The organism is Stenotrophomonas sp. IS26 (assembly GCF_054188265.1).
Genome location: NZ_JBSZJV010000003.1, coordinates 264,842 through 285,789, shown reverse-complemented (window position 1 = coordinate 285,789; position 20,948 = coordinate 264,842). Strand labels below are relative to the sequence as shown.

The 20,948-nt window shown below is 67.1% G+C and carries 15 protein-coding genes; 8 read left to right on the top strand and 7 right to left on the bottom strand.

Annotation, left to right across the window (positions count from 1 at the left end; translation table 11 throughout):
- Positions 1 to 183 precede the first annotated feature (183 nt).
- Positions 184 to 1,206 carry an L-threonine 3-dehydrogenase gene (gene tdh / locus ACW6W5_RS05005; protein ID WP_026070190.1) on the bottom strand — a complete coding sequence of 341 codons (1,023 nt, stop codon included), beginning with the start codon at positions 1,204 to 1,206 and terminating at the stop codon, positions 184 to 186.
- Positions 1,207 to 1,462: 256 nt separating this feature from the next.
- On the opposite strand from tdh, the gene ACW6W5_RS05000 reads away from it, so the two are divergent.
- The 7 genes from ACW6W5_RS05000 to ACW6W5_RS04970 all read left to right on the top strand — a co-directional run bounded on the left by ACW6W5_RS05000 (position 1,463) and on the right by ACW6W5_RS04970 (position 10,231).
- Positions 1,463 to 3,625, top strand: coding sequence for a S46 family peptidase (locus tag ACW6W5_RS05000; protein WP_458233628.1), 2,163 nt, complete (start codon positions 1,463 to 1,465; stop codon positions 3,623 to 3,625).
- 348 nt (positions 3,626 to 3,973) lie between these two features.
- Positions 3,974 to 4,618 carry a histidine phosphatase family protein gene (locus ACW6W5_RS04995; protein ID WP_458233627.1) on the top strand — a complete coding sequence of 215 codons (645 nt, stop codon included), beginning with the start codon at positions 3,974 to 3,976 and terminating at the stop codon, positions 4,616 to 4,618.
- 51 nt (positions 4,619 to 4,669) lie between these two features.
- Positions 4,670 to 5,947 (top strand): bifunctional tetrahydrofolate synthase/dihydrofolate synthase, encoded by a 1,278-nt coding sequence (folC, locus tag ACW6W5_RS04990; protein ID WP_458233626.1) that lies wholly within the window; start codon positions 4,670 to 4,672, stop codon positions 5,945 to 5,947.
- Positions 5,948 to 6,045: 98 nt separating this feature from the next.
- Positions 6,046 to 7,074: an SPOR domain-containing protein gene (locus ACW6W5_RS04985; protein ID WP_458233625.1), complete on the top strand. Its 1,029-nt coding sequence runs from the start codon at positions 6,046 to 6,048 to the stop codon at positions 7,072 to 7,074.
- A gap of 58 nt (positions 7,075 to 7,132) precedes the next feature.
- On the top strand, positions 7,133 to 7,864 hold the full coding sequence (locus tag ACW6W5_RS04980) for a CvpA family protein (protein WP_121042942.1): 732 nt from the start codon (positions 7,133 to 7,135) through the stop codon (positions 7,862 to 7,864).
- A gap of 30 nt (positions 7,865 to 7,894) precedes the next feature.
- Positions 7,895 to 9,361, top strand: coding sequence for an amidophosphoribosyltransferase (purF, locus tag ACW6W5_RS04975; protein WP_121042944.1), 1,467 nt, complete (start codon positions 7,895 to 7,897; stop codon positions 9,359 to 9,361).
- Between the two features lie 9 nt (positions 9,362 to 9,370).
- On the top strand, positions 9,371 to 10,231 hold the full coding sequence (locus tag ACW6W5_RS04970; RefSeq protein WP_282260392.1) for a ferritin-like domain-containing protein: 861 nt from the start codon (positions 9,371 to 9,373) through the stop codon (positions 10,229 to 10,231).
- Here ACW6W5_RS04970 and ACW6W5_RS04965 read toward each other — a convergent pair.
- Complete coding sequence (locus ACW6W5_RS04965) at positions 10,204 to 11,682, bottom strand: phospholipase effector Tle1 domain-containing protein (protein WP_282260391.1); 1,479 nt, start codon at positions 11,680 to 11,682, stop codon at positions 10,204 to 10,206. The genes ACW6W5_RS04970 and ACW6W5_RS04965 overlap by 28 nt on opposite strands.
- Positions 11,683 to 12,317: 635 nt before the next feature.
- On the opposite strand from ACW6W5_RS04965, the gene ACW6W5_RS04960 reads away from it, so the two are divergent.
- Positions 12,318 to 13,574, top strand: coding sequence for a zinc-dependent metalloprotease (locus ACW6W5_RS04960; RefSeq protein WP_121042950.1), 1,257 nt, complete (start codon positions 12,318 to 12,320; stop codon positions 13,572 to 13,574).
- 43 nt (positions 13,575 to 13,617) lie between these two features.
- Here ACW6W5_RS04960 and lpxH read toward each other — a convergent pair whose 3' ends face one another.
- From lpxH to ppx, 5 genes are all read right to left on the bottom strand, one after another.
- The gene (gene lpxH, locus ACW6W5_RS04955) at positions 13,618 to 14,361 is read right to left on the bottom strand and encodes a UDP-2,3-diacylglucosamine diphosphatase (protein ID WP_121042952.1); all 744 of its coding nucleotides are present in this window, start codon (positions 14,359 to 14,361) and stop codon (positions 13,618 to 13,620) included.
- Positions 14,362 to 14,407: 46 nt separating this feature from the next.
- Positions 14,408 to 14,947 (bottom strand): phosphatase PAP2 family protein, encoded by a 540-nt coding sequence (locus ACW6W5_RS04950; RefSeq protein WP_121042954.1) that lies wholly within the window; start codon positions 14,945 to 14,947, stop codon positions 14,408 to 14,410.
- Positions 14,928 to 16,067, bottom strand: coding sequence for a glycosyltransferase family 4 protein (locus tag ACW6W5_RS04945; protein ID WP_121042956.1), 1,140 nt, complete (start codon positions 16,065 to 16,067; stop codon positions 14,928 to 14,930). Before ACW6W5_RS04945 ends, ACW6W5_RS04950 begins: the two co-directional genes overlap by 20 nt.
- 146 nt (positions 16,068 to 16,213) lie before the next feature.
- The gene (locus tag ACW6W5_RS04940) at positions 16,214 to 19,123 is read right to left on the bottom strand and encodes a TonB-dependent receptor plug domain-containing protein (protein WP_458233624.1); all 2,910 of its coding nucleotides are present in this window, start codon (positions 19,121 to 19,123) and stop codon (positions 16,214 to 16,216) included.
- A gap of 232 nt (positions 19,124 to 19,355) precedes the next feature.
- Positions 19,356 to 20,882: an exopolyphosphatase gene (gene ppx / locus ACW6W5_RS04935; protein ID WP_121042961.1), complete on the bottom strand. Its 1,527-nt coding sequence runs from the start codon at positions 20,880 to 20,882 to the stop codon at positions 19,356 to 19,358.
- Positions 20,883 to 20,948 lie beyond the last annotated feature (66 nt).

Below are 20,948 nucleotides of genomic sequence, written 5' to 3'. Positions count from 1 at the left end.
CGCCGACACCGCCGGCCACCTCGCGAACCAGAAAAGGCGCCCGGATGGGCGCCTTTTCAATGTTGGCCTCACACCGGAACCCTTGCTGGAGAACAGCCCCCATGTTGTTCAAGGGGGCGCGCCAACGGCGCGGGAATCAAGGTGGAATGGACAATGGATCATCTGTGCCGAAGGCACAGGTGATCAATTCCAGCTCAAGACCACCTTGCCAGCCTTGCCCTGTTCCATCAGGTCGAAGCCCTTCTGGAACTCATCGATCGGCAGCTGGTGGGTCATCACCTTGCCGAGCGGGAAGCCGGACAGCACCAGCTGGGTCATCTTGTACCAGGTCTCGTACATCTTGCGGCCGTAGATGCCCTGCACGGTCAGGCCCTTGAAGATGATCTTGTCCCAGTCGCAGCCGGCACCCTTGGGCATGATGCCCAGCATGGCGATCTTGCCGCCGTGGTACATGCAGTCGAGCATGTCGTTGAACGCGCGCGGGTTGCCGCTCATTTCCAGGCCCACGTCGAAGCCCTCCATGTGCAGCTCCTTCATCACGTCCTTGAGCGAGGTGTTGGAGACGTTCACCACGCGGGTGGCGCCCATGTCGGCGGCCAGCTTCAGGCGGAAATCATTGACGTCGGTGACCACCACGTTGCGCGCACCGATGTGCTTGCAGATGCCGGCGGCGATGATGCCGATCGGGCCGGCACCGGTGATCAGCACGTCCTCGCCGATCACGTTGAACTCCAGCGCGCAGTGCGCGGCGTTGCCGTACGGATCGAAGAAGGCGGCCAGCTCGGACGGGATCTGATCTGGGATGGGCCACAGGTTGCTGGCCGGCATCACCATGTATTCGGCGAAGGCGCCGTTGACGTTGACGCCGATGCCCACGGTGTTCGGGCACAGGTGCTGGCGGCCACCGCGGCAATTGCGGCAATGGCCGCAGACGATATGGCCTTCGGCCGAGACGCGCTGGCCGATCTCATAGCCGGTCACGCCCGGGCCGATCTCGGCGATGCGGCCGACGAACTCGTGGCCGATGGTCAGGCCCGGCTTGATCGTACGCTGGCTCCACTCGTCCCACAGGTAGATGTGCAGGTCGGTACCGCAGATGGCGGTTTTTTCCAGCTTGATCAGGACCTGGTTCGGGCCGGGGGTGGGGACCGGAACTTCTTCCAGCCAGATGCCCTTGGCGGCTTCGCGTTTGACCAGGGCCTTCATTGTTTGCTGCGCCATCGGGGTGGAACTCGTCTGGGGGAAAACGCGGATTATAGAGGGCTGCGCGGAATTCCCATGTTGCGCTGCGGGTGCGTTGGCGGAACGAAAGGCGGGGGTGCATGGGCGTTTCGAACGGCGCCGCTGCGCTCGCCGGGCCATGCCCGGCGGACGGCGGCCTGGCCTGGCCCATGACTTCCGGGGATCGGGCCGTGGCAGGGGCTGGGCTACACTCGGCGGTTCTTTCACCAGGGGCTGCTCAATGCGCTCGAACCTGCTTGCCTTCTCCGTCGTCGCCAGCCTTGGGCTGGTCCAGGTCGCCCATGCCGCTGAAGGCATGTGGGTGCCGCAGCAGCTGCCGGAAATCGCCGGCCCGCTCAAGCAGGCCGGCCTGAAGCTGTCCCCGGAGCAGATCTCCAACCTGACCGGCGACCCGATGGGTGCGGTCGTGGCATTGGGCGGCTGCACCGCCAGCTTCGTCTCCCCGCAAGGCCTGGTGGTCACCAACCACCACTGCGCCTACGGCGCGATCCAGCTGAACTCGACCGCCGAGAAGAACCTGATCAAGGATGGCTTCAACGCCCCGACCCTGAAGGACGAACTGAGCGCCGGCCCGAACGCCCGCGTGTTCGTGCTGGACCAGATCACCGACGTCACCGACCAGGCCAAGGCCGCCATCGCCGCCGCCGGCAAGAACCCGCTGGCCCGGACCCGCGCGCTGGACGCCTTCGACAAGGCCCAGACGGCCGCCTGTGAAGCCGATGCCGGCTTCCGCTGCCGCCTGTACAGCTTCTCCGGTGGCAACACCTACCGCCTGTTCCGCAACATGGAAATCAAGGACGTCCGCCTGGTCTACGCGCCCCCGGGCAGCGTCGGCAAGTTCGGCGGCGACATCGACAACTGGATGTGGCCGCGCCACACCGGCGATTTCTCGTTCTACCGCGCCTATGTGGGCAAGGACGGCAAGCCGGCCGCCTTCTCGGCCGACAACGTGCCTTACCAGCCCAAGCACTTCCTGAAGTTCGCCGACCAGCCGCTGGGCGCCGACGACTTCGTGATGGTGGCCGGCTACCCGGGCCGCACCAACCGCTACGCCTTGGCCGGCGAGTTCAATGAAACCGCCAGCTGGACCTACCCGACCATCGCGCGCCACTACAACGCGGTGCTGAAGATGATCGACGAGGCCGGCAAGGCCGACCCGGACGTCAAGGTGAAGTACGCCGCCACTGCGGCCAGCATGAACAACGTGGCCAAGAACTATGCCGGCCAGCTGGAAGGTTTCAAGCGTATCGACGCAGCCGGCCAGAAGCAGGCCGAAGAAGCCGCCGTGCTGGCCTGGCTGAAGAAGCGCGGTGCCGCCGGCAAGCCGGCCCTGGCGGCGCATGCGCAGCTGGTCCAGCACCTGGACACCAGCAAGACCACGCGTGAGCGCGACCTGTTCGTCAGCCAGTTCAACAGTACGTCCGCAGTGGGCTCGGCGATCACCCTGTATCGCCTGTCGATCGAACGCAGCAAGGCCGATGCCGAGCGCGAAGTCGGCTACCAGGAACGCGATCTGCCCTCGATCGAAGGCGGCCTGAAGCAGATGGACCGCCGCTACGTGCCGCGCATGGACCAGCAGCTGCAGACCTACTGGCTGAGCCAGTACGTGGCCCTGCCGGCCGCGCAGCGCAGCAACGAGGTGCTCAACCAGTGGCTGGCGGGCAGCGATGCGGCGGCCGTGCAGGGCCTGGTCGGCAAGCTCTCGGGCACCAAGCTGGGCAGCCTGGATGAGCGCCTGACGTGGTTCAAGGCCGACCGCGCCGCCTTCGAGGCCAGCACCGATCCGGCGATCCAGTACGCGGTGGCGGTGATGCCGGCGCTGCTGAAGCAGGAAGAGCAGAAGAAGACCCGCGAAGGCGAGTCGCTGGTGTCGCGCCCGCTGTATCTGCAGGCCGTGGCCGACTACAAGAAGAGCAAGGGCGAGTTCGTCTATCCGGACGCCAACCTGTCGCTGCGCATCACCTTTGGCAACGTCATGGGCTACGGCAAGGACGGCGTGAACTACACCCCGTTCACCACCCTGGAAGGCGTGGCCGCGAAGGAAACCGGCGAAGACCCGTTCGATTCGCCCAAGGCGCTGCTGGAGGCGGTCAAGGCCAAGCGTTACGGCGGCCTGGAAGACAAGCGCATCGGCTCGGTGCCGGTGAACTTCCTGTCCAACCTGGACATCACCGGCGGCAATTCCGGTTCGCCGGTGCTGGATGCCAACGGCAAGCTGGTCGGCCTGGCGTTCGATGGCAACTGGGAGTCGGTCAGCTCGAACTGGGTGTTCGATCCGGTGATGACCCGCATGATCGCGGTCGACAGCCGTTACATGCAGTGGATCATGCAGGAAGTGGCGCCGGCGCCGCAGCTGCTCAAAGAACTGAACCTCAGCAAGTAAGCCGACCCGTCGGTTTCCAGAACCCCGCAGCGACATCTGCGGGGTTTTTTCATGTGCGAATGACAGTCAAACGCGTGGCGTCTTGCTTTCTCCTGCGGGAGCGCGCCGGGCAGGGCTGGGCGAGACACGGCGCGTCCTGCCAGAGGCTACCCGGCCTCAGCCTGCGCGGGCCAGTCAGGCGCCACGCTCTACGAGCCATCCGCCAGCAAGCCGCCGAGCAAGCAGATCACGTACACCAAACAGCCACACAGCTTCACCGCCGCGACCGGGTATCATCCCTGTTCCGCGTGCTTTCACAGGATGTGAACGAAGCGCCGGAACCTCATCCCCCAAGGACCCCTTGTCCGCATGCGCATCCTGCTTGCCCGTCACGGCGAAACGCCGTGGAATGCCGAAGGCCGCTACCAAGGCCAGATCGATATCCCGTTGTCGCCGATCGGCGAAGCCCAGGCCAAGGCACTGGGGGAACGTCTGAAGTCCGTCGACATCACCCGCGCCGTTGCCTCACCGCTCGCGCGCGCCCAGCTCACCGCCCAGCTCGCCCTCGGTGCCGAACGCGCCCCGATGCTGCAGACCGAGCCGGACCTGCAGGAAATCGCCCACGGCGAATGGGAAGGCCTGCTGGCCAGCGAGATCCACGACAAGGATCCCTCCCGCCTGCGCGCCTGGCGCGAAGAACCGGACACCGTGCTGATGCCCGGCGGCGAATCGCTGCGCCTGGTGCTCGAGCGCAGCTGGCGTGGCCTGGCCCGTGCCGCGGAAGGCCTGGGCGAGCACGACACCCTGCTGGTGGTCGCCCATGACGCCGTCAATCGCGTGATCCTGTGCCGCATCCTCGGCCTGCCGATCTCGCGCCTGTGGACCTTCCGCCAGGCACCGACCACCCTCAACCTGCTCGAAGGCCCCGACCTCGATCAGCTGGAAGTGGTCCGCCTCAACGACTGTGCGCACCACACCCCGTTCTTCGGCGAAGCCAAACACCGCGCGCTGTAACGTACTGCGTCCCATCCTGCCGTCCGCCCCAACGATTCCGATCCAACGACCATGACCACCATCGTCCGCCCGCAGACCCTCTCCGATTGGCTCAGCTACATCGAGCAGCAGCACCCCGCCACCATCGACATGGGGCTGGACCGGGTGCGTACCGTGGCGCAGGCGATGGGGCTGGGGGCGCCGGCCGAGCGCAGCATCGTGGTCGGTGGCACCAATGGCAAAGGCTCCACCGTCGCCTTCATCGAGGCCATCGCACGTGCCGCCGGCTGGAAGGTCGGTGCATACACCTCGCCGCACCTGCTGCGCTACAACGAGCGCGTGCGCATCGATGGCCGGGACGCCACCGATGACGCCCTGATGGCGGCCTTCAACGCGATCGAGGACGCGCGTGGAGACACCACGCTGACCTACTTCGAATACGGCACGTTGGCCGCCCTGCAGCTGTTCGCGCAGGCGGGCCTGGATCTGGCCGTGCTTGAGGTCGGCCTTGGTGGCCGTCTGGATGCGGTCAACATCGTCGATGGCGACGTGGCGGTGATCACCACCGTCGATATCGACCACAGCGACTGGCTGGGCGAGGACCGCGAAGCGATCGGGACCGAGAAGGCCGGCATCATCCGTGGGTGGAAGCCGGTCATCCTCGGTGAAATCGATCCGCCCTCGAGTGTGCTCGCGCGTGCCTATCTGGTGGGTGCCAACGCCATCCGTGGCGGCAGCGATTTCTTCGCCGATGCCATCGATGGCGAGCGCTGGCGCTGGCGCGATGTCGGCTTCCGTATCGAACTGCCGCACCCGACGCTGCGCGGGCCCATCCAGCGGGCCAATGCCGCGACGGCGATCGCCGCGCTGCGTGCGCTGGATCGTCCGCTGCCGCGCACCGCCTTCATCGAAGGCGTCGCCGCCGCGCGTATCCGTGGCCGTCTGCAGGCCTTCGATCGTGACGGCGTGGAGGTGCTGGTCGATGTCGGCCACAACCCGCAGGCCGCACGCGAACTGGCCACCGCACTGAAGGCCAGTCGCGTCACCGGCGACACCATCGCGGTGTTTGCCGCCCTGCAGGACAAAGATGCCGCCGGGGTGGTCGAGGCCTTGGCCGATCAGGTCCAGCAGTGGCATCTGGCCGGGCTGGAGGGGGCACGTGCGCAGAGCGCCGAGGAACTGCGGGAGCGCCTGGCCGGCACGGCTGCGGCCGGTGCTACGCCGCACGCCACCGTCGTGGACGCCCTGCAGCATGCCGTGACGCAGGCCAAGGCCGGCGATCGCGTGCTGGTGTTCGGTTCCTTCCACACCGCCGCGCAGGCGCTGCAGACCCTCGATCCCGGCGCCTGAGGCTGCTTTGCAGCGCCGTTCAGCCGCATCAGCCGCCGCACACGCGCGCACCCGTATAATCGCCGTGGCATTCCGCCGCGCCGCCTGCCTGCCTTCACGTGGATACTCCTCTGAAACAGCGACTGATTGGTGCCATCGTCCTGGTGGCGTTGGCCGTGATTTTCCTGCCCATGCTGGTCAAGGGTCCCGCACCTGACAGTGGTGTCGCCAACGTGCCGATCAGTGCACCGGCCGCGCCGTCGGATGGCCAGTTCGAAACCCGCGAGCTGCCGCTGGTCGCACCCACCGGTGGCGCCACCGGCCTGCAGAGCGGGGCATCCACCACCCAGCCGCTGGCCGACAGCCCTGCGGTCGCCGCCGATCCGGCGCCGGCGGACACCTCGCCGGCCGTGGCCGCCGGCAACTACGCGGTGAGCTTTGGCGCCTACGCCACCGAAGCCGATGCCGACCGCGTCATCGCCTCGCTGAAGAGCGCCCAGCTGGCCGGCTTCCGCGAGCCGGCCACGATCAATGGCCGCCAGGCCTGGCGCGTGCGCGTGGGCCCCTACGCCGATCGCGCGCTGGCTGAAGCCGGCCGCCTGCAGGCGGTGAAGGTGCGCAACGACGTCAAGGCCGAGGTCATCACCCTGGATGCCCGCGCCGATACCGCGGTTGCCGCCACGCCGGCCGCCACCACACCGGCCCCGGCGGCGGCTCCGCCTGCCTCCAGCGTTGCCGCCGCGCCGGCGGGCACTACCGTGAAAACCGAATCCCTGCCGGCCGAGCCGGTCGCGGCCGCCAAGCCGGAACCGAAGCCGGCCGCGCCCAAGCCCGAGCCCAAGCCGGCCCCGGCGCCGAAGCCCGAGACTGCCGTCGCGGCACCGGCGGCACCGGCTGCCCCGGCCGCCAGCAGCGTTGGTTTCGCCGTGCAGCTCGGTGCCTTCGGCCAGGCGGCCGAGGCCAATGCGCTGCGCGACAAAGTCCGCGCCGCCGGCTTCAGCGCCTTCGTTGAGCAGGTCCGGACCGACAAGGGCACCCTCAGCCGGGTCCGCGTCGGGCCGGTCGCCAACCGCGCCGATGCCGAGAACCTCAAGGCCCAGGTGGCCGCCAAGGTCGGCGTGGCCGGCATGGTCCGCCCGCACCCCTGATGCCTGTTCTGCGCCGCCCCGCACCCGCTGGACGGCGCCTACCGCGCGGCCTGCCGGCATGATCGACATCGTCCTGCTGGTCCTGATCGGGGCCTCCGTCCTGCTTGGCCTGATGCGTGGCTTTGTCGGCATCGTGGTCAGCACGCTGTCCTGGCTGCTGGCCGGCTGGGCCGCGTTCCTGTTCGGCAATGACGCGGCCCACTGGTGGGCGGCGCCGCTGGAACCGGGCACCGGCCATTACGTTGCCGGCTACCTGGGGGTGTTCCTGATCGTCATGATCGCCGTTGGCCTGATCGGCATGCTGATCAAGGCGGCCGTGAAGGTCACCTGCCTGACCGGCGCCGACCGCCTGCTGGGCGGGGCACTGGGTCTGGTCCGCGGCGCCTTCCTGGGCTGCGTGCTGCTGATGCTGGCCGCCTTCACGCCGCTGCCGCAGGAGCCGGCCTGGCAGACCTCGCAGGTGCGGCCGCTGCTGCAGCCTGGCGTGCGCTGGATGCAGGCGCAGCTGCCCGAGATGGCGTTGCCGGAGGTGAATCTGCCGCAACTGCCGACAATGGATTTGGGCAAGCCGCTCGCGACAGGCGATAATGGCGTCCTTGGCGAAGTAGTGGCAGGGCGCGGATGGCCGCGTCCCGTTGACGAGGGGAGGGAGACGGCACCTGCCGACGCTGCGGCGCGCGGGCCGGCTTCCACACTGCCAGTCAATATCGAGCCGGCGCACCCGCGTCCGGACGACACCGCTCCGGCACGGAACGGTACCCCCGGCCAGGCACGGCCACCTTCACTGTAGATGGGCGCAGCCCAGCGGAGAATTCGCACCATGTGTGGCATCGTCGGAATCGTCGGCAACCAGAACGTCGCCGGGCAGTTGTATGACGGCCTGACCGTCCTCCAGCATCGTGGCCAGGACGCGGCCGGCATCGCCACCGCCGACGGCACCCGCCTGCGCGTGCAGAAGGCCAATGGCCTGGTCCGCGATGTGTTCGATGCCAAGCGGATGTCCACGCTGGAAGGCCGCGTCGGCATCGCGCACGTGCGCTATCCCACCGCCGGTTCGGAAGGCATGGACGAGGCGCAGCCGTTCTACGTGAACTCGCCGTACGGCATCGCGCTGGCCCACAACGGCAACCTGATCAATACCGAAGCGCTGCGCCAGCAGGTGTTCGAGCAGGACCGCCGCAACGTCAACACCGATTCGGACAGCGAAGTGCTGTTGAACGTGTTCGCCTTCGAACTGGATGCGCAGCGCCAGCTGACCCCGGAAGCGGCGATCCGCGCCGTGGCCGCCGTGCACCGCCGCGTCAAGGGTGGCTATGCGGTGATCAGCGTGGTGCTGGGCCTGGGCTTGGTGGCCTTCCGCGATCCGCACGGCATCCGCCCGCTGGTGCTGGGCAAGCGCGCGCACGCCGAAGGCGACGAATACATCGTGGCCTCCGAATCGGCCGCACTGGACGTGCTCGGCTTCCAGCGCGTGCGTGATGTGCGCCCGGGCGAAGCCCTGGTGATCACCGCGCGTGGTGAGCTGTTCTCCGAAGTCTGCGCCGAGCCGGTCGAGCACAGCCCGTGCATCTTCGAATACGTGTACTTCGCACGCCCGGATTCGATGATCGACAACGTCTCGGTGCACAAGGCGCGCATGCGCATGGGCATCAAGCTGGGCGAGAAGATCCTGCGCCTGCGCCCGGATCACGACATCGACACCATCATCCCGATCCCGGATACCTCGCGCGATGCCGCGCTGGAGATTTCCAACACGCTCGGGGTGAAGTACCGCGAAGGCTTCATCAAGAACCGCTACATCGGCCGCACCTTCATCATGCCGGGCCAGGGTGAGCGGGTGAAGTCGGTGCGCCGCAAGCTCAACCCGATCCACCTGGAGTTCCGCAACCGCGTGGTGCTGCTGGTCGATGATTCGATCGTGCGCGGCACCACCAGCCAGCAGATCGTGCAGATGGCGCGTGACGCCGGCGCGCGCAAGGTCTACCTGGCCAGTGCCGCGCCGCCGGTGCGCTACCCGAACATCTACGGCATCGACATGCCGGCCGCCGAAGAACTGGTCGCGCACAACCGCAGCATCGAAGAAATCGAAAAGCACCTGGGCTGCGACTGGCTGATCTACCAGGACATCGAGGACATGGAAGCGGCGGTGAGCGAAGGCAATCCGGAGCTGACGTCGTTCGATTCCTCGTGCTTCAACGGCGTCTACCCGACCGGCATCGAGCCGGGGTATTTCGAGCGCATCCAGCAGCTGCGTTCGGACGATGCCAAGCACAAGCGTCGCGCCTGAGGGCAGGGCATGAGTGACGTGTTGGACAGCGCGGCCGGCGATCTGCTGCAGGCCGCGCAGCAGTGCCTGGGCGAGCCGGATCCGCTGCGCAAGGTCGCGCTGACCCAGCACTACGCCGTGCAGTTCCGCGCCGGTCGCCTGAAGGCACCGGCCGATGCGCCGGCGCCGGAGCCGATCCGGATGCCGGGGCGCCCGGCCAGGCCGACCCTGGTCCACCCGCGCGATCTGCCGCGGCGTGGCCTGGGCAGCGTGGAGGGGCGCGCCGCGTTCGTGCACGCCATCGCGCATATCGAACTCAATGCGATCGATCTGGCGTGGGATGCGGTGTACCGCTTCCGCGGCCTGCCGAGCTCCTTCCATGCCGACTGGGTCAGCGTGGCTGATGACGAATCGCGCCACTTCATGCTGCTGCACGATCGGCTGCAGGCCAACGGCTATGCCTACGGCGATTTCGACGCGCATAACGGGCTATGGGAAATGTGCGAGAAAACCGCGCATGACGGGCTCGCGCGCATGGCACTGGTGCCGCGTGTTCTCGAAGCGCGCGGGCTGGATGTCACGCCGGGCATGATCGTGAAGCTGCGTGCCGGTGGCGACCATGCCACCGCCGATGTGCTGGAGATCATCCTGCGCGAAGAGGTCGCGCATGTGGCCGCGGGTTCGCGGTGGTACCGCTGGTACTGCACGCGCGAGAACGTCGAGCCGCGCCCGCGGTTCATGGCACTGCTGCGCGAGTACGCCGGCGGCTTCCTCTATGGCCCGTTCAACCTGGAAGCCAGGCTGCTTGCCGGATTCGACGAAGAAGAACTGGCCGAGCTGATCGAACAGACCGAACTGCGCGGTCAGGTGTTGGCCAGCACCACGCGCTGACCGTTTTCGGTCGGCCGGTTGACATAGAACAGGCCCGGCCCCGGCCGGTACGGCAGTTCCCGCGTGCCTTCATCGGCGGCATAGAGCAGCGCAGTGTCACCCAGTGCATCGAAGTTCCAGTGCGCGGACTGCATCAGGTAATGCTGGCCAAGCGTGCGCTCCTGCGCGGCATCGAGCGGATGGCCGGCCAGCAACCGGGCCGCGATGGGCTGCAGTTCAGCGGGCAACGCCAATGCCGGCAGCTGGTCAGGCGAGGTTGTCCAGGCCACGCCCGCCGCTGCGGCATGCTGGTGCAGCAACCGCAAGGCGATGAACTGGTAACGCGCGTCGATCTCGCGGCGCAGCACCACCGCCGCGTAGGCACGCAGGGTAAATTGCGGCAGGACGCTGCGGCTGCCGGCGACACGCTGCTGTTGCCAGTGGTGCCAGACGTCCACCCAGATCGCGTCATCTCCCAGCCCCAGTGCGCGCTGCCAGCGCCGACACGTCGCCTGTGCGGCGCGGTAGACAGTGCTCGCGCGCAGCAGCGCCAGCGGCGGTACATCGCCTGCCGCCAGTCCGGTGCCACGCAGCAGCTGTCCCTGTGGGCGGCTCAGCAGCTTGGGTCCTTCGATGCGCTGGTCGTAGCCGCCGCCGATGTTGGCGTGCACGCCTGGCAACGCGATCTCTTCATGTTCGGGCGCCACGCTGGTCAGCGCGAAATGTTCGCGGTGCTCATCGCGCGCGACCAGCTGCACCACCTTGTCCGCACAGCCGGCGGGCAGTGCGACCGCCGGCATCTCACCGGGGTGCTGGCGGCCGATCGCCACCACCGTATCGAGCAGCCCGACGAAGCGCACCGGCCGCACCGCGGCTGGAAATCCCGGCGCCAATGACCAGCCCGAGCGCACCAGTTGCTCGCGCAGCCACGCGGCGGCACCGGGTGTGTTGAGCACGTTCACCGCGTCGCGCGCGCTGGCCGCGCCACGCGAATAGCCAAACAGATCCACCCGCGCGCTGCCGAGTACGCGGCCAGGGTGTGCGCGGGCGAGCTGGCGCAGCGCGTCGGGTAGCAGCTGCTCCAGGGCCCGGCGTCGCTTTGCGCGGACACCGGTGCGGCCGATGCCGAACGCCAGCCCCAGCAGGTCGTCCTCTTCACCGGTGCGCGTGCCCACACCCTCGATATAGATCGACAACGCGAGCATGCTACCTGCGGGCGGCATCTGCCGATGGTCCGGATACAGCGCATGCAGCCGCGCAATGTTGGTCAGGCCGTTGCTGTAGCTGCTGGTCAAGCGGCTCTGGTACGGGGAGGCATCATCGGCGACCACGGCGGGTGGGCGCGGTGTTGGCGTCGTGGCGCCTGCCGGGCGTGAGGCGCGCTGCAGATTGTCAGCGTTGTTGCGGGTGCCATCGAAGAACAGACCGATGTGCAGCGTACTGTCGAGGCGGGTGCGATCGGGTGGGCTCATATCCAGCGCCTGGTTCGGGTCTGCATGCATATCCGCCTGTGTCCGGCCATGATCGACCCGCGGGGTTGAGCAGCAATGGGGACGCACGGTAGGACGATAATTCAATACGCGGCGATGATCGAGATGTCGCTATCGGCATTTTGTTTTGATACCAAGGCCGATATAACGCAAGGTTTACGTGGCCGTGTCGAGCGGTGCCTATTCTGCAGGCCGTTTCCGCACAACGGGCCTTCCCATGACGCTTCACCCACCGGTCCTGAACCGGCGTCGTTTTCTCGGTCTGGCGGCGCTGGGAAGCACCGCGCTCAGCCTCCCCCGGCACGCTCTGGCACAGCATCTGGACGGAGCGCTTACCGCCACGTTCGATGCGGACTGGTGGTGGGGCGCTTTCCGCGCCCTGACCCTCAAAGCCCTGGCGGCGGTCCGGTTGCAGCGCGTGTGGCCAGCCGGGCTGCAGCCGGCGCTCCGGGACAGTGGGCCAGCCTGAACCAAGATGCGGTCGATCACAGTTCGGAAGTTTCGTCCTCAATTTCTATTGAATTCACGCGGTCATGTCGCGCCAGATGGGCATGCCGGCCCTATCGGCTGACCGCAGCACCGACTCCGCTCCCGTTTTTCACTCAAAGAGAGGCGACATGATGTCCAGTTCGATGAGCAAGGCCGCAGGTGTGATCGCGTTGTGTCTGTTGGGGGCCGGTGGCGCTGCCGCGGCGCCGTTGTTCGAGCCGGTCACTGTGTTGAGCCGGGCCGGCAACGCTCATCAACCTGCCCTGCAGGCCCTGATGGGCTCGCCGTCGACCAGCGCGGTGCAGGAGGTACGGGTGGATGCGAGGGCGGTCGCGCCGGCACAGAAACACCTGGAGTTCGAACTGCTGGGACAGCCGGTGCAGGCCCTGCAGAGCAAGGTCGAGACGCTCGCCGACGGCGGCAGCATCTGGTACGGCCAGATCGGCACGCGTGCCGGCGCTCGCCTGATCAAGGCCGGCGCGCCGGACCCGATGAACGCGGTGATCCTGGTGCGTTCGGGCGACACGATCACCGGCTCGATCCGGAAGGACGGCCAGCTGTACCGGCTGCGTCCGCTGAGCGATGGTCGCCATGTGCTGGTGGAAGTGGATGAGGCGCGCATGCCGACCGATCATCCCGCCGAGTACAACACCCTGCCCACCGTGGCGATGCCGGCCAATGACCGGCTCGGGATCGCGGCCGCCTCGTCGGGTACGCCGGCCACCATCCGCGTGCTGGTGGTAGCCACCAATGGTGCGGTGGCGGCCTATGGCGGCAACATGCAATCGCTGGTGCAGCTGGCGGTGGCCGAATCCAACCAGGGCTACAGCAACAGCAATGTCGGCATCACCCTGGAGCTGGCCGGGTACGAGACCACCAGCTACGCCGAGTCGAGCAGTTTTTCCACGGATCTGTCGCGCTTCCGCAACACCAGCGATGGGGTGATGGACAGCATCCATACCAGCCGCAACACCACCCGGGCCGATGTAGCGGTGCTGGTGATCAACAACGCCAGTTCCTGTGGCTTGGCCTCGGGGATCGGCTCCACGGCGGCGACGGCGTTTGCAGCGGTGCATTGGGACTGCGCGGCCGGGTACTACTCCTTCGCGCACGAAATCGGCCACCTGCAGAGCGCACGGCACGACATCGCCACCGACGGGAGCGCTTCGCCGTATGCCTACGGCCATGGCTACCGTTACGAGCCGGCGAGCGGCACCGGCTGGCGCACGATCATGGCCTACAACTGCACACGCAGCTGCCCGCGGTTGAACTACTGGTCCAACCCGAACGTCAGCTACAACGGGATCCCGATGGGCATCGCCAGCAGTGCCGACAACCAGCGCGTGCTGGTCAACACCAAGGCGGCTGTGGCCGCATTCCGCTGATCTGGATTTCCCGCGGCGGCCACTGGGCCGTCGCGGGGGCGGTTCAGTTCGCCAGGGCGTCCAGCGTCCAGCCATCGGGCGTGACGCGCAGCACCGAACCCTGTTCGTACCAGTCACCCAGCACGATGCGGGTGCAGTCTCGCCCGCCGGCCTGCAGCGCGTGGATGGCGGGGCGGTGGGTATGGCCATGGATCATCGTGTCCACGCCATAGCGGCCGAACGTGGCGTCGACCTCTGTCGGCGCGACATCGGTGACGGTTTCGAACTGGGCGCGATCGCCCTGTTTCATTTCCGACTGACGCGCTTGGCTCGCATCGCGCGCCTTCTGCGCGAACGCGATGCGTGCGGCCAGCGGCTGCGACAGGAACTGCGCCTGGAAGACCGGGTCGCGGGTCTGCGTGCGGAACTGCTGGTAGGCGACATCATCCGTGCACAGCAGATCGCCGTGCTGCAGCAGTACCGGACGGCCATACAGGTCGATGACGCTCGGGTCGGGGAGAATCGTGAACCCTGCGCGGCGCGCGTAGTCCTCGCCGACCAGGAAATCGCGGTTGCCGCGGATGAAGTACACCGGCACTCCGGCATCGGCCACGGCATGCAGCGCGATCGCCACCGCATCGGCGGCCGGGGAGGGCGTGTCATCGCCGATCCAGGCTTCGAACAGGTCGCCCAGGATGTACAGCGCCTCGGCCTGCATCGCTTCATCGCGCAGGAAGGCCAGGAACAGGTCGGTGATGGCTGGACGACTCGGGTCCAGGTGCAGATCGGAGATGAACAGCGTGGTCATGGACCCATTGTAAAACGCAGGTGCGCGATGCGCGCGTGCCTGTTGCTCACACCGGCAACGGCAGCCATTGCAGGCTGGCGGCAGCGAGCAGTGCGGCGATGCCGGTCGCGGCCAGCACATCGCTCGGGTAGTGCAGGCCCAGCACCACCCGCGACAGCCCGATCAGTACGGTGAAGGGCACCAGCAGCGGGGCCAGCCACGGGTAGTAGGCCAGTGCCACGATCGTGAAGGACACCGCGTGCAGGGTGTGCCCGGACGGGAAACTGAACTCGTCCAGCGGCGCCACCCAGGCACGGATGCGCAGGTCGGCGGCAAATGGCCGCGGGCGGCGCGTCCAGCGCTTGAGGCCCTTGTACAGCAGCAGTGCCATCAAGCCGGTGGCAGCCATGTGCAACGAAGCACGCAGGCCATCGAAGCCGTCCAGCAGCACCAGCGCGCCCATCAGCGCGTACCAGAACGCGCCATCGCCCAAGCGGCTGATCACCGCGAAGGCATGGCGGATCCGGCGGTGCCGGCAGTAGTGGTTGGCGCGGCGGCACCAACGGGTTTCGCGCCCGCGCAGGGCATCAAGCGGCGTGGTCGGCATGCGGCCTCCGGGCCTGGGCCAGTTCGGCCAGCAGCGCATCGAACTCGGCCACCACGTGCTGCGGATGCAGCCGCTTCATCGCAACGGCGGCCGTGCGGCCGAGCCGGTGGCGCAGGGCGTCGTCGCCGGCCAACTGCACGGCGGCGGTCACAAACTCGCTGTCGTCATTCACGGCAATGCCGTTTTCATCGGTGCGCAGGTACTCGCGGGCAGCGCCGTAATCGAAGGCGACCGTGGCCAGACCGCTGGCCATCGCTTCAAGGGTCACGTTGCCGAAGGTCTCGCTGCGGCTGGGGAAGAGGAACAGATCGCCGCTGGCGAAGTGCCGCGCCAGCGCATCGCCGCGCTGCACGCCGCAGAAGATGAAGTCCGGGTTGTCATGCGACAGCTTGGCGCGTGACGGTCCATCACCGACAAACACGAACCGCGCCTTCGGTCGCACCTGCTGCAGGCGGCGGAATGCTTTGACCGCCAGACCGAGGTTTTTTTCCGGTGCGATGCGGCCGACATAGATCGCCGCGAAGCCGTTGCCATCGATGCCCCATTCCTCGCGCAGTGCCGGATCGCGCCGCTCGGGCTCGAACTGGCTGCTGTCCACCGCGCGCGCCAGCAGACGCACCCGATCAAAGCCCTGTTCGCCGAGGAAGTGCTGCAGCTCCTGGGTCGGCACCAGCGTCGCATCGGCCTGGTTGTGGAAGCGCCGCATCCAGCGCAGGGCGGCCGCCTGCAGCCAGGCCACGCCGTAGTCGGGCAGGTACTCATCGAAGCGGGTATGGAAGCCGGTCGCGACCGGGATCCCGAGGCGCCGCGCGGTGCGCAGTGCCGACCAGCCCAGCGGGCCTTCGGTGGCGATGTAGATCGCGTCCGGCCGCTGGTGTTGCCACTGGCGGGCCAGGCGGGTGGGGGCGGGCAGGCCGAAGCGCAGGCCGGGATAGCGTGGCAGGCCGGCACCGGTGACCAGCACGGTGCTGTCCACCGCCTCGCTGTCGGACGGTTGCCGCGGCCGGACCAGATCGACCTGATGGCCCGCGGCACGCAAACCCAGTTCCAGGCCCTGCACGGTCAAGGCAACGCCGTTGACTTCAGGGGGGTAGGTTTCGGTGACGATGGCATAGCGCATGGCGGGCCTCCGGTATGCCACGCATGCTGGGGCCGGGCGATGTAGCCGACATGACCGCTGTATGACGCTTGGATGACGCACGCGCCGCCACAAAAAGCCACGGCCCCGAAGGGCCGTGGCAGTGACTTGGTGCTATCCGGCGGCGATCAGAAACGCTGCTGGTACTTCATGTACATGAAACGGCCGATGTCGTAGCCGCCGTAATAGGAGAACGCCGAGTTCGGCTGGCTGTACATGATGGGGCCATACTTCTGGAACACGTTGTTGGCGCCGACCGAGACAGTGGCATCCCAGGGCAGGTTGTAACGGAACTGCACGTCGTGGAAGGTGACAGAGCCGCGCCGGTTGTAGTCGCGCGAGCCGGCAAACCAGGGCGCCTGCATGCCCGGGTCGGAGCACTCGTCCGGCCGGGTCTTGACGTCGATGCAGCGTTCCTTCACCCCGGAGTAGTAGCGCGCGGTCCAGCTCACCCCGAAGTCGCCCACGTCCCAGCCCAGGGTCAGGTTGGAGCGCACGCGGAAGCCGCTGCCGATGCCGTTGCTTGGGGTCGGCACGACGTCGGTGTCGTTGGTCGAACGTGACAGGTACGAGCTGACATAGGTGGTCGACCATCCCGTGCTCAGCTTGCCGTAAGCGGTATCCAGATGGTGGCTGAGCTCCAGGTCGTAGCCTTCGGTTTCCACGAAGCCGGAATTGCGCTTGCCGTATTTCAACTGGTCGACGATGCCGGTGACCGGATCGCGGGTGAAGCCGCTGCAGCGCGATGCGATGCCAAGTTCATAGCAGTCACGCAGCATGTCGTTGGGGTGATCGTTGACGATGGTGTTGTCGATGCGGATCTTCCACCAGTCCAGTGCGACGTTGAGGTTGGGCACGAAGGTCGGGCTCCAGACCAGGCCCAGCGTGCGGCTGGTCGAGGTTTCCGGCTGCAGGTCCGGATTGGAGCCATTGGTGAACGGCACCGGGGTCTGGTCGCTGCTGCTGGTGATCGGCACGCCGCCCTGGCGCAGCTGACGGTAGCTGTCCGCATTGGCGATGTCAGCGGCACAGCGCGCGCGGACCTCGGCACTGCTGGCCGAGGCGCCGTAGACGGTATCGCAGGGGTCGCGGTAGCCGGTGGTGAAGGTCTCCGAGCCACCGCCGTACAGATCGGAGATGGTGGGTGCACGGAAGCCTTGCGCCCACGTGCCACGCACCAGCAGCTGCTCGATCGGCTTCCACTTGAAGCCGAATTTGCTGTTGAGGGTGGTGCCGAAGGTGCTGTAGTCCGAGTGACGGGTGGCGGCGTTCAGGCTCAGCTCGCGCGCACCCGGCAGGTCGGCCAGGATCGGCACGCTCAGCTCCAGGTAGGCCTCGTTGACCTTGTAGTCGCCGCCGGTCGGGCCGGCGGCCAGATTGGTGGTGGCGCCGCTCTGGGCCAGCGGATCGGGAATGAACTCACCGGCCTCCTTGCGGGTTTCCACGCCGAAGGCGAAGCCAAGACCGCCGGCTGGCAGCGTCATGACCGTACCGGCGATGCTGGCGAACCCGTTGCGGGTGGTGGTCTTGCCGCGGGAGACTTCCGGCGGGAACAGATAGTCGATCAGCGCCTGGTTGCCGGTCAGGCCATTGGGGTCATTGCTGCCGTAAGGCACCAGTGGATTCCAGGGCATGCAGCCGGCAATCGGCGCGCCAGGAACGCCGCATTCCACCTTGCCGGTAACCTCGTTGTAGTACGACGGGCCGACCGCGTTCTTGACGCGTTCCTTGTTGAGGTTGCCGGTGGCGCGCTGCAGCAGTTCGCTGCGGTTGTACTGGTAGCCCACTTCCCAATCGAAGTAGCGCTCGCCCACCTCGAAGCTGCCTTCCAGTGCCGCCACCGCACGCCAGGTGGTGAGGTCGCTGGTGCTGACCCGCGGGACCTCCCAGGTGCGGCGATTCCAGGCGATGTCGGTGGGGTTCTCGTACCCATGGTGATTGCCGAACGGATTGAACCAGCTGTCGGCCGACATCCGCCCGATGCCGGCGGTGGAGGACTGCAGCGGATAGCCGGCGATCTGGCGGGTGGACGTGCGCTTGTTGTAGCCCAGCTGAGTGGTCAGGCGGATGTCATCGGTCAACTCCAACCGGCCATCCAGGAACAGCGAATCGCGCTTGAGCGGCGAGATCAGGTGCATCTGTTCCTGCGCGTTGCTGACGTCGCCGGTGACGGGGGTCAAGTCACTGAGATGGTAGTTGCCCGGGTTGGTCGGGTCGGCGCCGCGGTCCAGTGAGTAGTTGCAGCCTGCCGCGGCGGTACAGCCCGGGCCCTTCAGGCCGTTGATCTGACCCCACTGACTGACCTGGGTCCAGTTGTCGCCGGGGTGGCGCGTGGTGTTCGGGAATTGGCTGAACCAGCGATCGCGTGCCCACACCCCCTTCTCTTCGGTGTGCTCGGCCGAGAAGGTCAGCGAAGCGCGGTCGTTGGACCAGCCGGCCACCACGTCGACGCTGTTGCGCGCGCCATCGCCCTGGCTGTACTGGCCGTGGTAGACGTTGGCAGTGACGCCATTGACGTTGTGGCGGGTGATGATGTTGATCACGCCGGCCATGGCGTCCGAACCATAGATCGCCGAGGCGCCGTCCTTCAGCACTTCCATGCGTTCGATCGCCGAGACCGGCACACTGGAGATGTCCTGGTAGCCGCCGGTGTTGATGCCCAGGCGCTTGCCGTTGATCAGCACCAAGGTGCGCTGTGCGCCCAGGTTGCGCATGTCGATGTAGGTGCCACCGGCGTTCTCGCCAGCGGCCAGGACGTTGGAGCGGCTGATGGACGGGCTGCCTACCGCGGTCAGGTTCTGCAGGATGTCGGCGACCGAGCTGAAGCCCTGGCGTTCGATGTCGGCGCGGCTGATCGCGAGCACCGGCTGCGCGGATTCGACATCAACCTGGCGGATGCGCGATCCGGTGATCTCGATGCGGTCCAGGGTGGTCGGGGTGGCGTCCTGGGCGAGGACGGCGGTGGAGGCCAGGCCAGCGGTGCCGGCCACGAGGGCAAGGCGGATCGCCTGCCACAACGGGGTGGTGGATGAAGACATGATCGACTCTCTCTCTCTTATCGGAACGACGTCCAAGAAGTCGGCGGACCCAAGTGCCGCCTGCTTCAAAAGTCCGGCCGTGTGAAGACCGGTGTCCCGAGAGTAGATCGATTGGTTAAGAAGCCATGAAGCACATGTGAGGCCGTTCTCACTATGAGTTCATGGGTGCAGCGATCTGCGAATTCAGCCCATGAATTGCTGCAGATGCACGTTTAGAAACGGTTGAAAAGCGTCATGCAACGAAGGGTCGGAACTGCACACCCAGCCCGGCCATACCCTCGGTTTCCCCGATCAGATCCGCGCGCAGCAGCGGACGCGCATCGATATACGCCTGTGGCAGGATCAGTGACAGTCGCGCGTCATCGGCGGTCAGTTCCAGCGCCGGCATCGGGGTGTCTTCGTGCGCGCGGTTGAGCAGGACCGCCAGGCGCAGCAGCGCGGTCATGCGCCGTGCCGGCTGCAGCAGACGTTCGGGCAGCGCCTCGAAGGCGGACTTGGAAATGTTGCGGCGATGGCTGCGCACCAGCGCGGCCAGCAGCTGCTGTTCCTGCCGCGAGAAACCGGCGATGTCCGAGTTCTCCAGCACGTAGCTGCCATGCACGTGGTAGCCGCTGTGCGCGATCATCAGGCCGAGCTCATGCAGGCGCGCGGACCAGCCGAGCATGCGCGCATCGTCCGGATCCAGCTGCCAGCTTTCTTCGACCTGGGCCAGCAGGTTCATGGCCGTGCGTTCCACACGATCGGCCTGCACGGTATCGATGCCGTAACGCTGGGTCAGTGCCGCGACCGATTCGTCGCGCAGGTCGTTCTCGCTGGCGCGGCCGAGGATGTCGTAGAGAATGCCCTCGCGCATCGCGGCCTTGCTGACCAGCAGCTTCTGCAGCCCGAGTGCCTGGAAGGCGGCTTCGAGCACCAGGATGCCACCGGCGATGATCGGGCGACGATCCGCGGACAGGCCCGGCAGATCGATGTCCTCGATGCGCTTGGCCTTGAGCAGTTCATCGCGCAGCTGCGGCAATGCTTCGGCGGTGATCGCGCCCTTGCTCAGTTTCATGGTGGCGCAGATTTCGCTGATCGCCTTGTGCGTGCCGGAGGACCCCAGTGCTTCGTGCCAGCCCAGTGCGCGGTACTTGTTGGCGAACTGCTGGAACTCCGCGCCGATTTCGGTCAGTGCGTCCTTCCAGCGCTTCTTGCTCAGCTTGCCGCCGGGGAAGAAGCGGCGCGTGCTGGCGATGCAGCCGGCCTGCAGGCTTTCGCGCTCCAGGGTCTGCATGCCCTGGCCGATGATGAATTCCGTGGAGCCACCGCCGATGTCGATCACCAGCCGGCGCTGGTCCGCCTTGGGGGGCTGCGCATGGGCCACGCCGAGGTAGATCAGGCGCGCTTCTTCGCGGCCGCTGACCACTTCGATCGCATGCCCGAGCGCGGTTTCGGCCGGCATCAGGAAGGCCTGCGGCGAGCGCAGCTGGCGCACCGTGTTGGTGGCCAGCGCGCGGACGCGCACCGAGGGGATCGCACGGATGCGCTGGCCGAACCGGGCCAGGCACTCCAGCGCGCGCTGGCGGGCCTCGGCGGACAGGCCGCCCTTGCCATCCAGGCCATCGGCCATGCGCACGGTTTCGCGCAGGCGGTCGACCACCCGCAACTGCCCGAGGGTGTATCGCGCGATGACCATATGGAAACTGTTGGATCCCAGGTCGATGGCGGCGAGCAGGTCGCCATCCTGCAAAGCGGGCGGAGTCGTGGAGGTATGCGGCATGGGCGAATGTTAGCCGAAGGCAGGGGCCCCGCGTCACCGCACCGCCTTCACAGGGGATGCGACGCG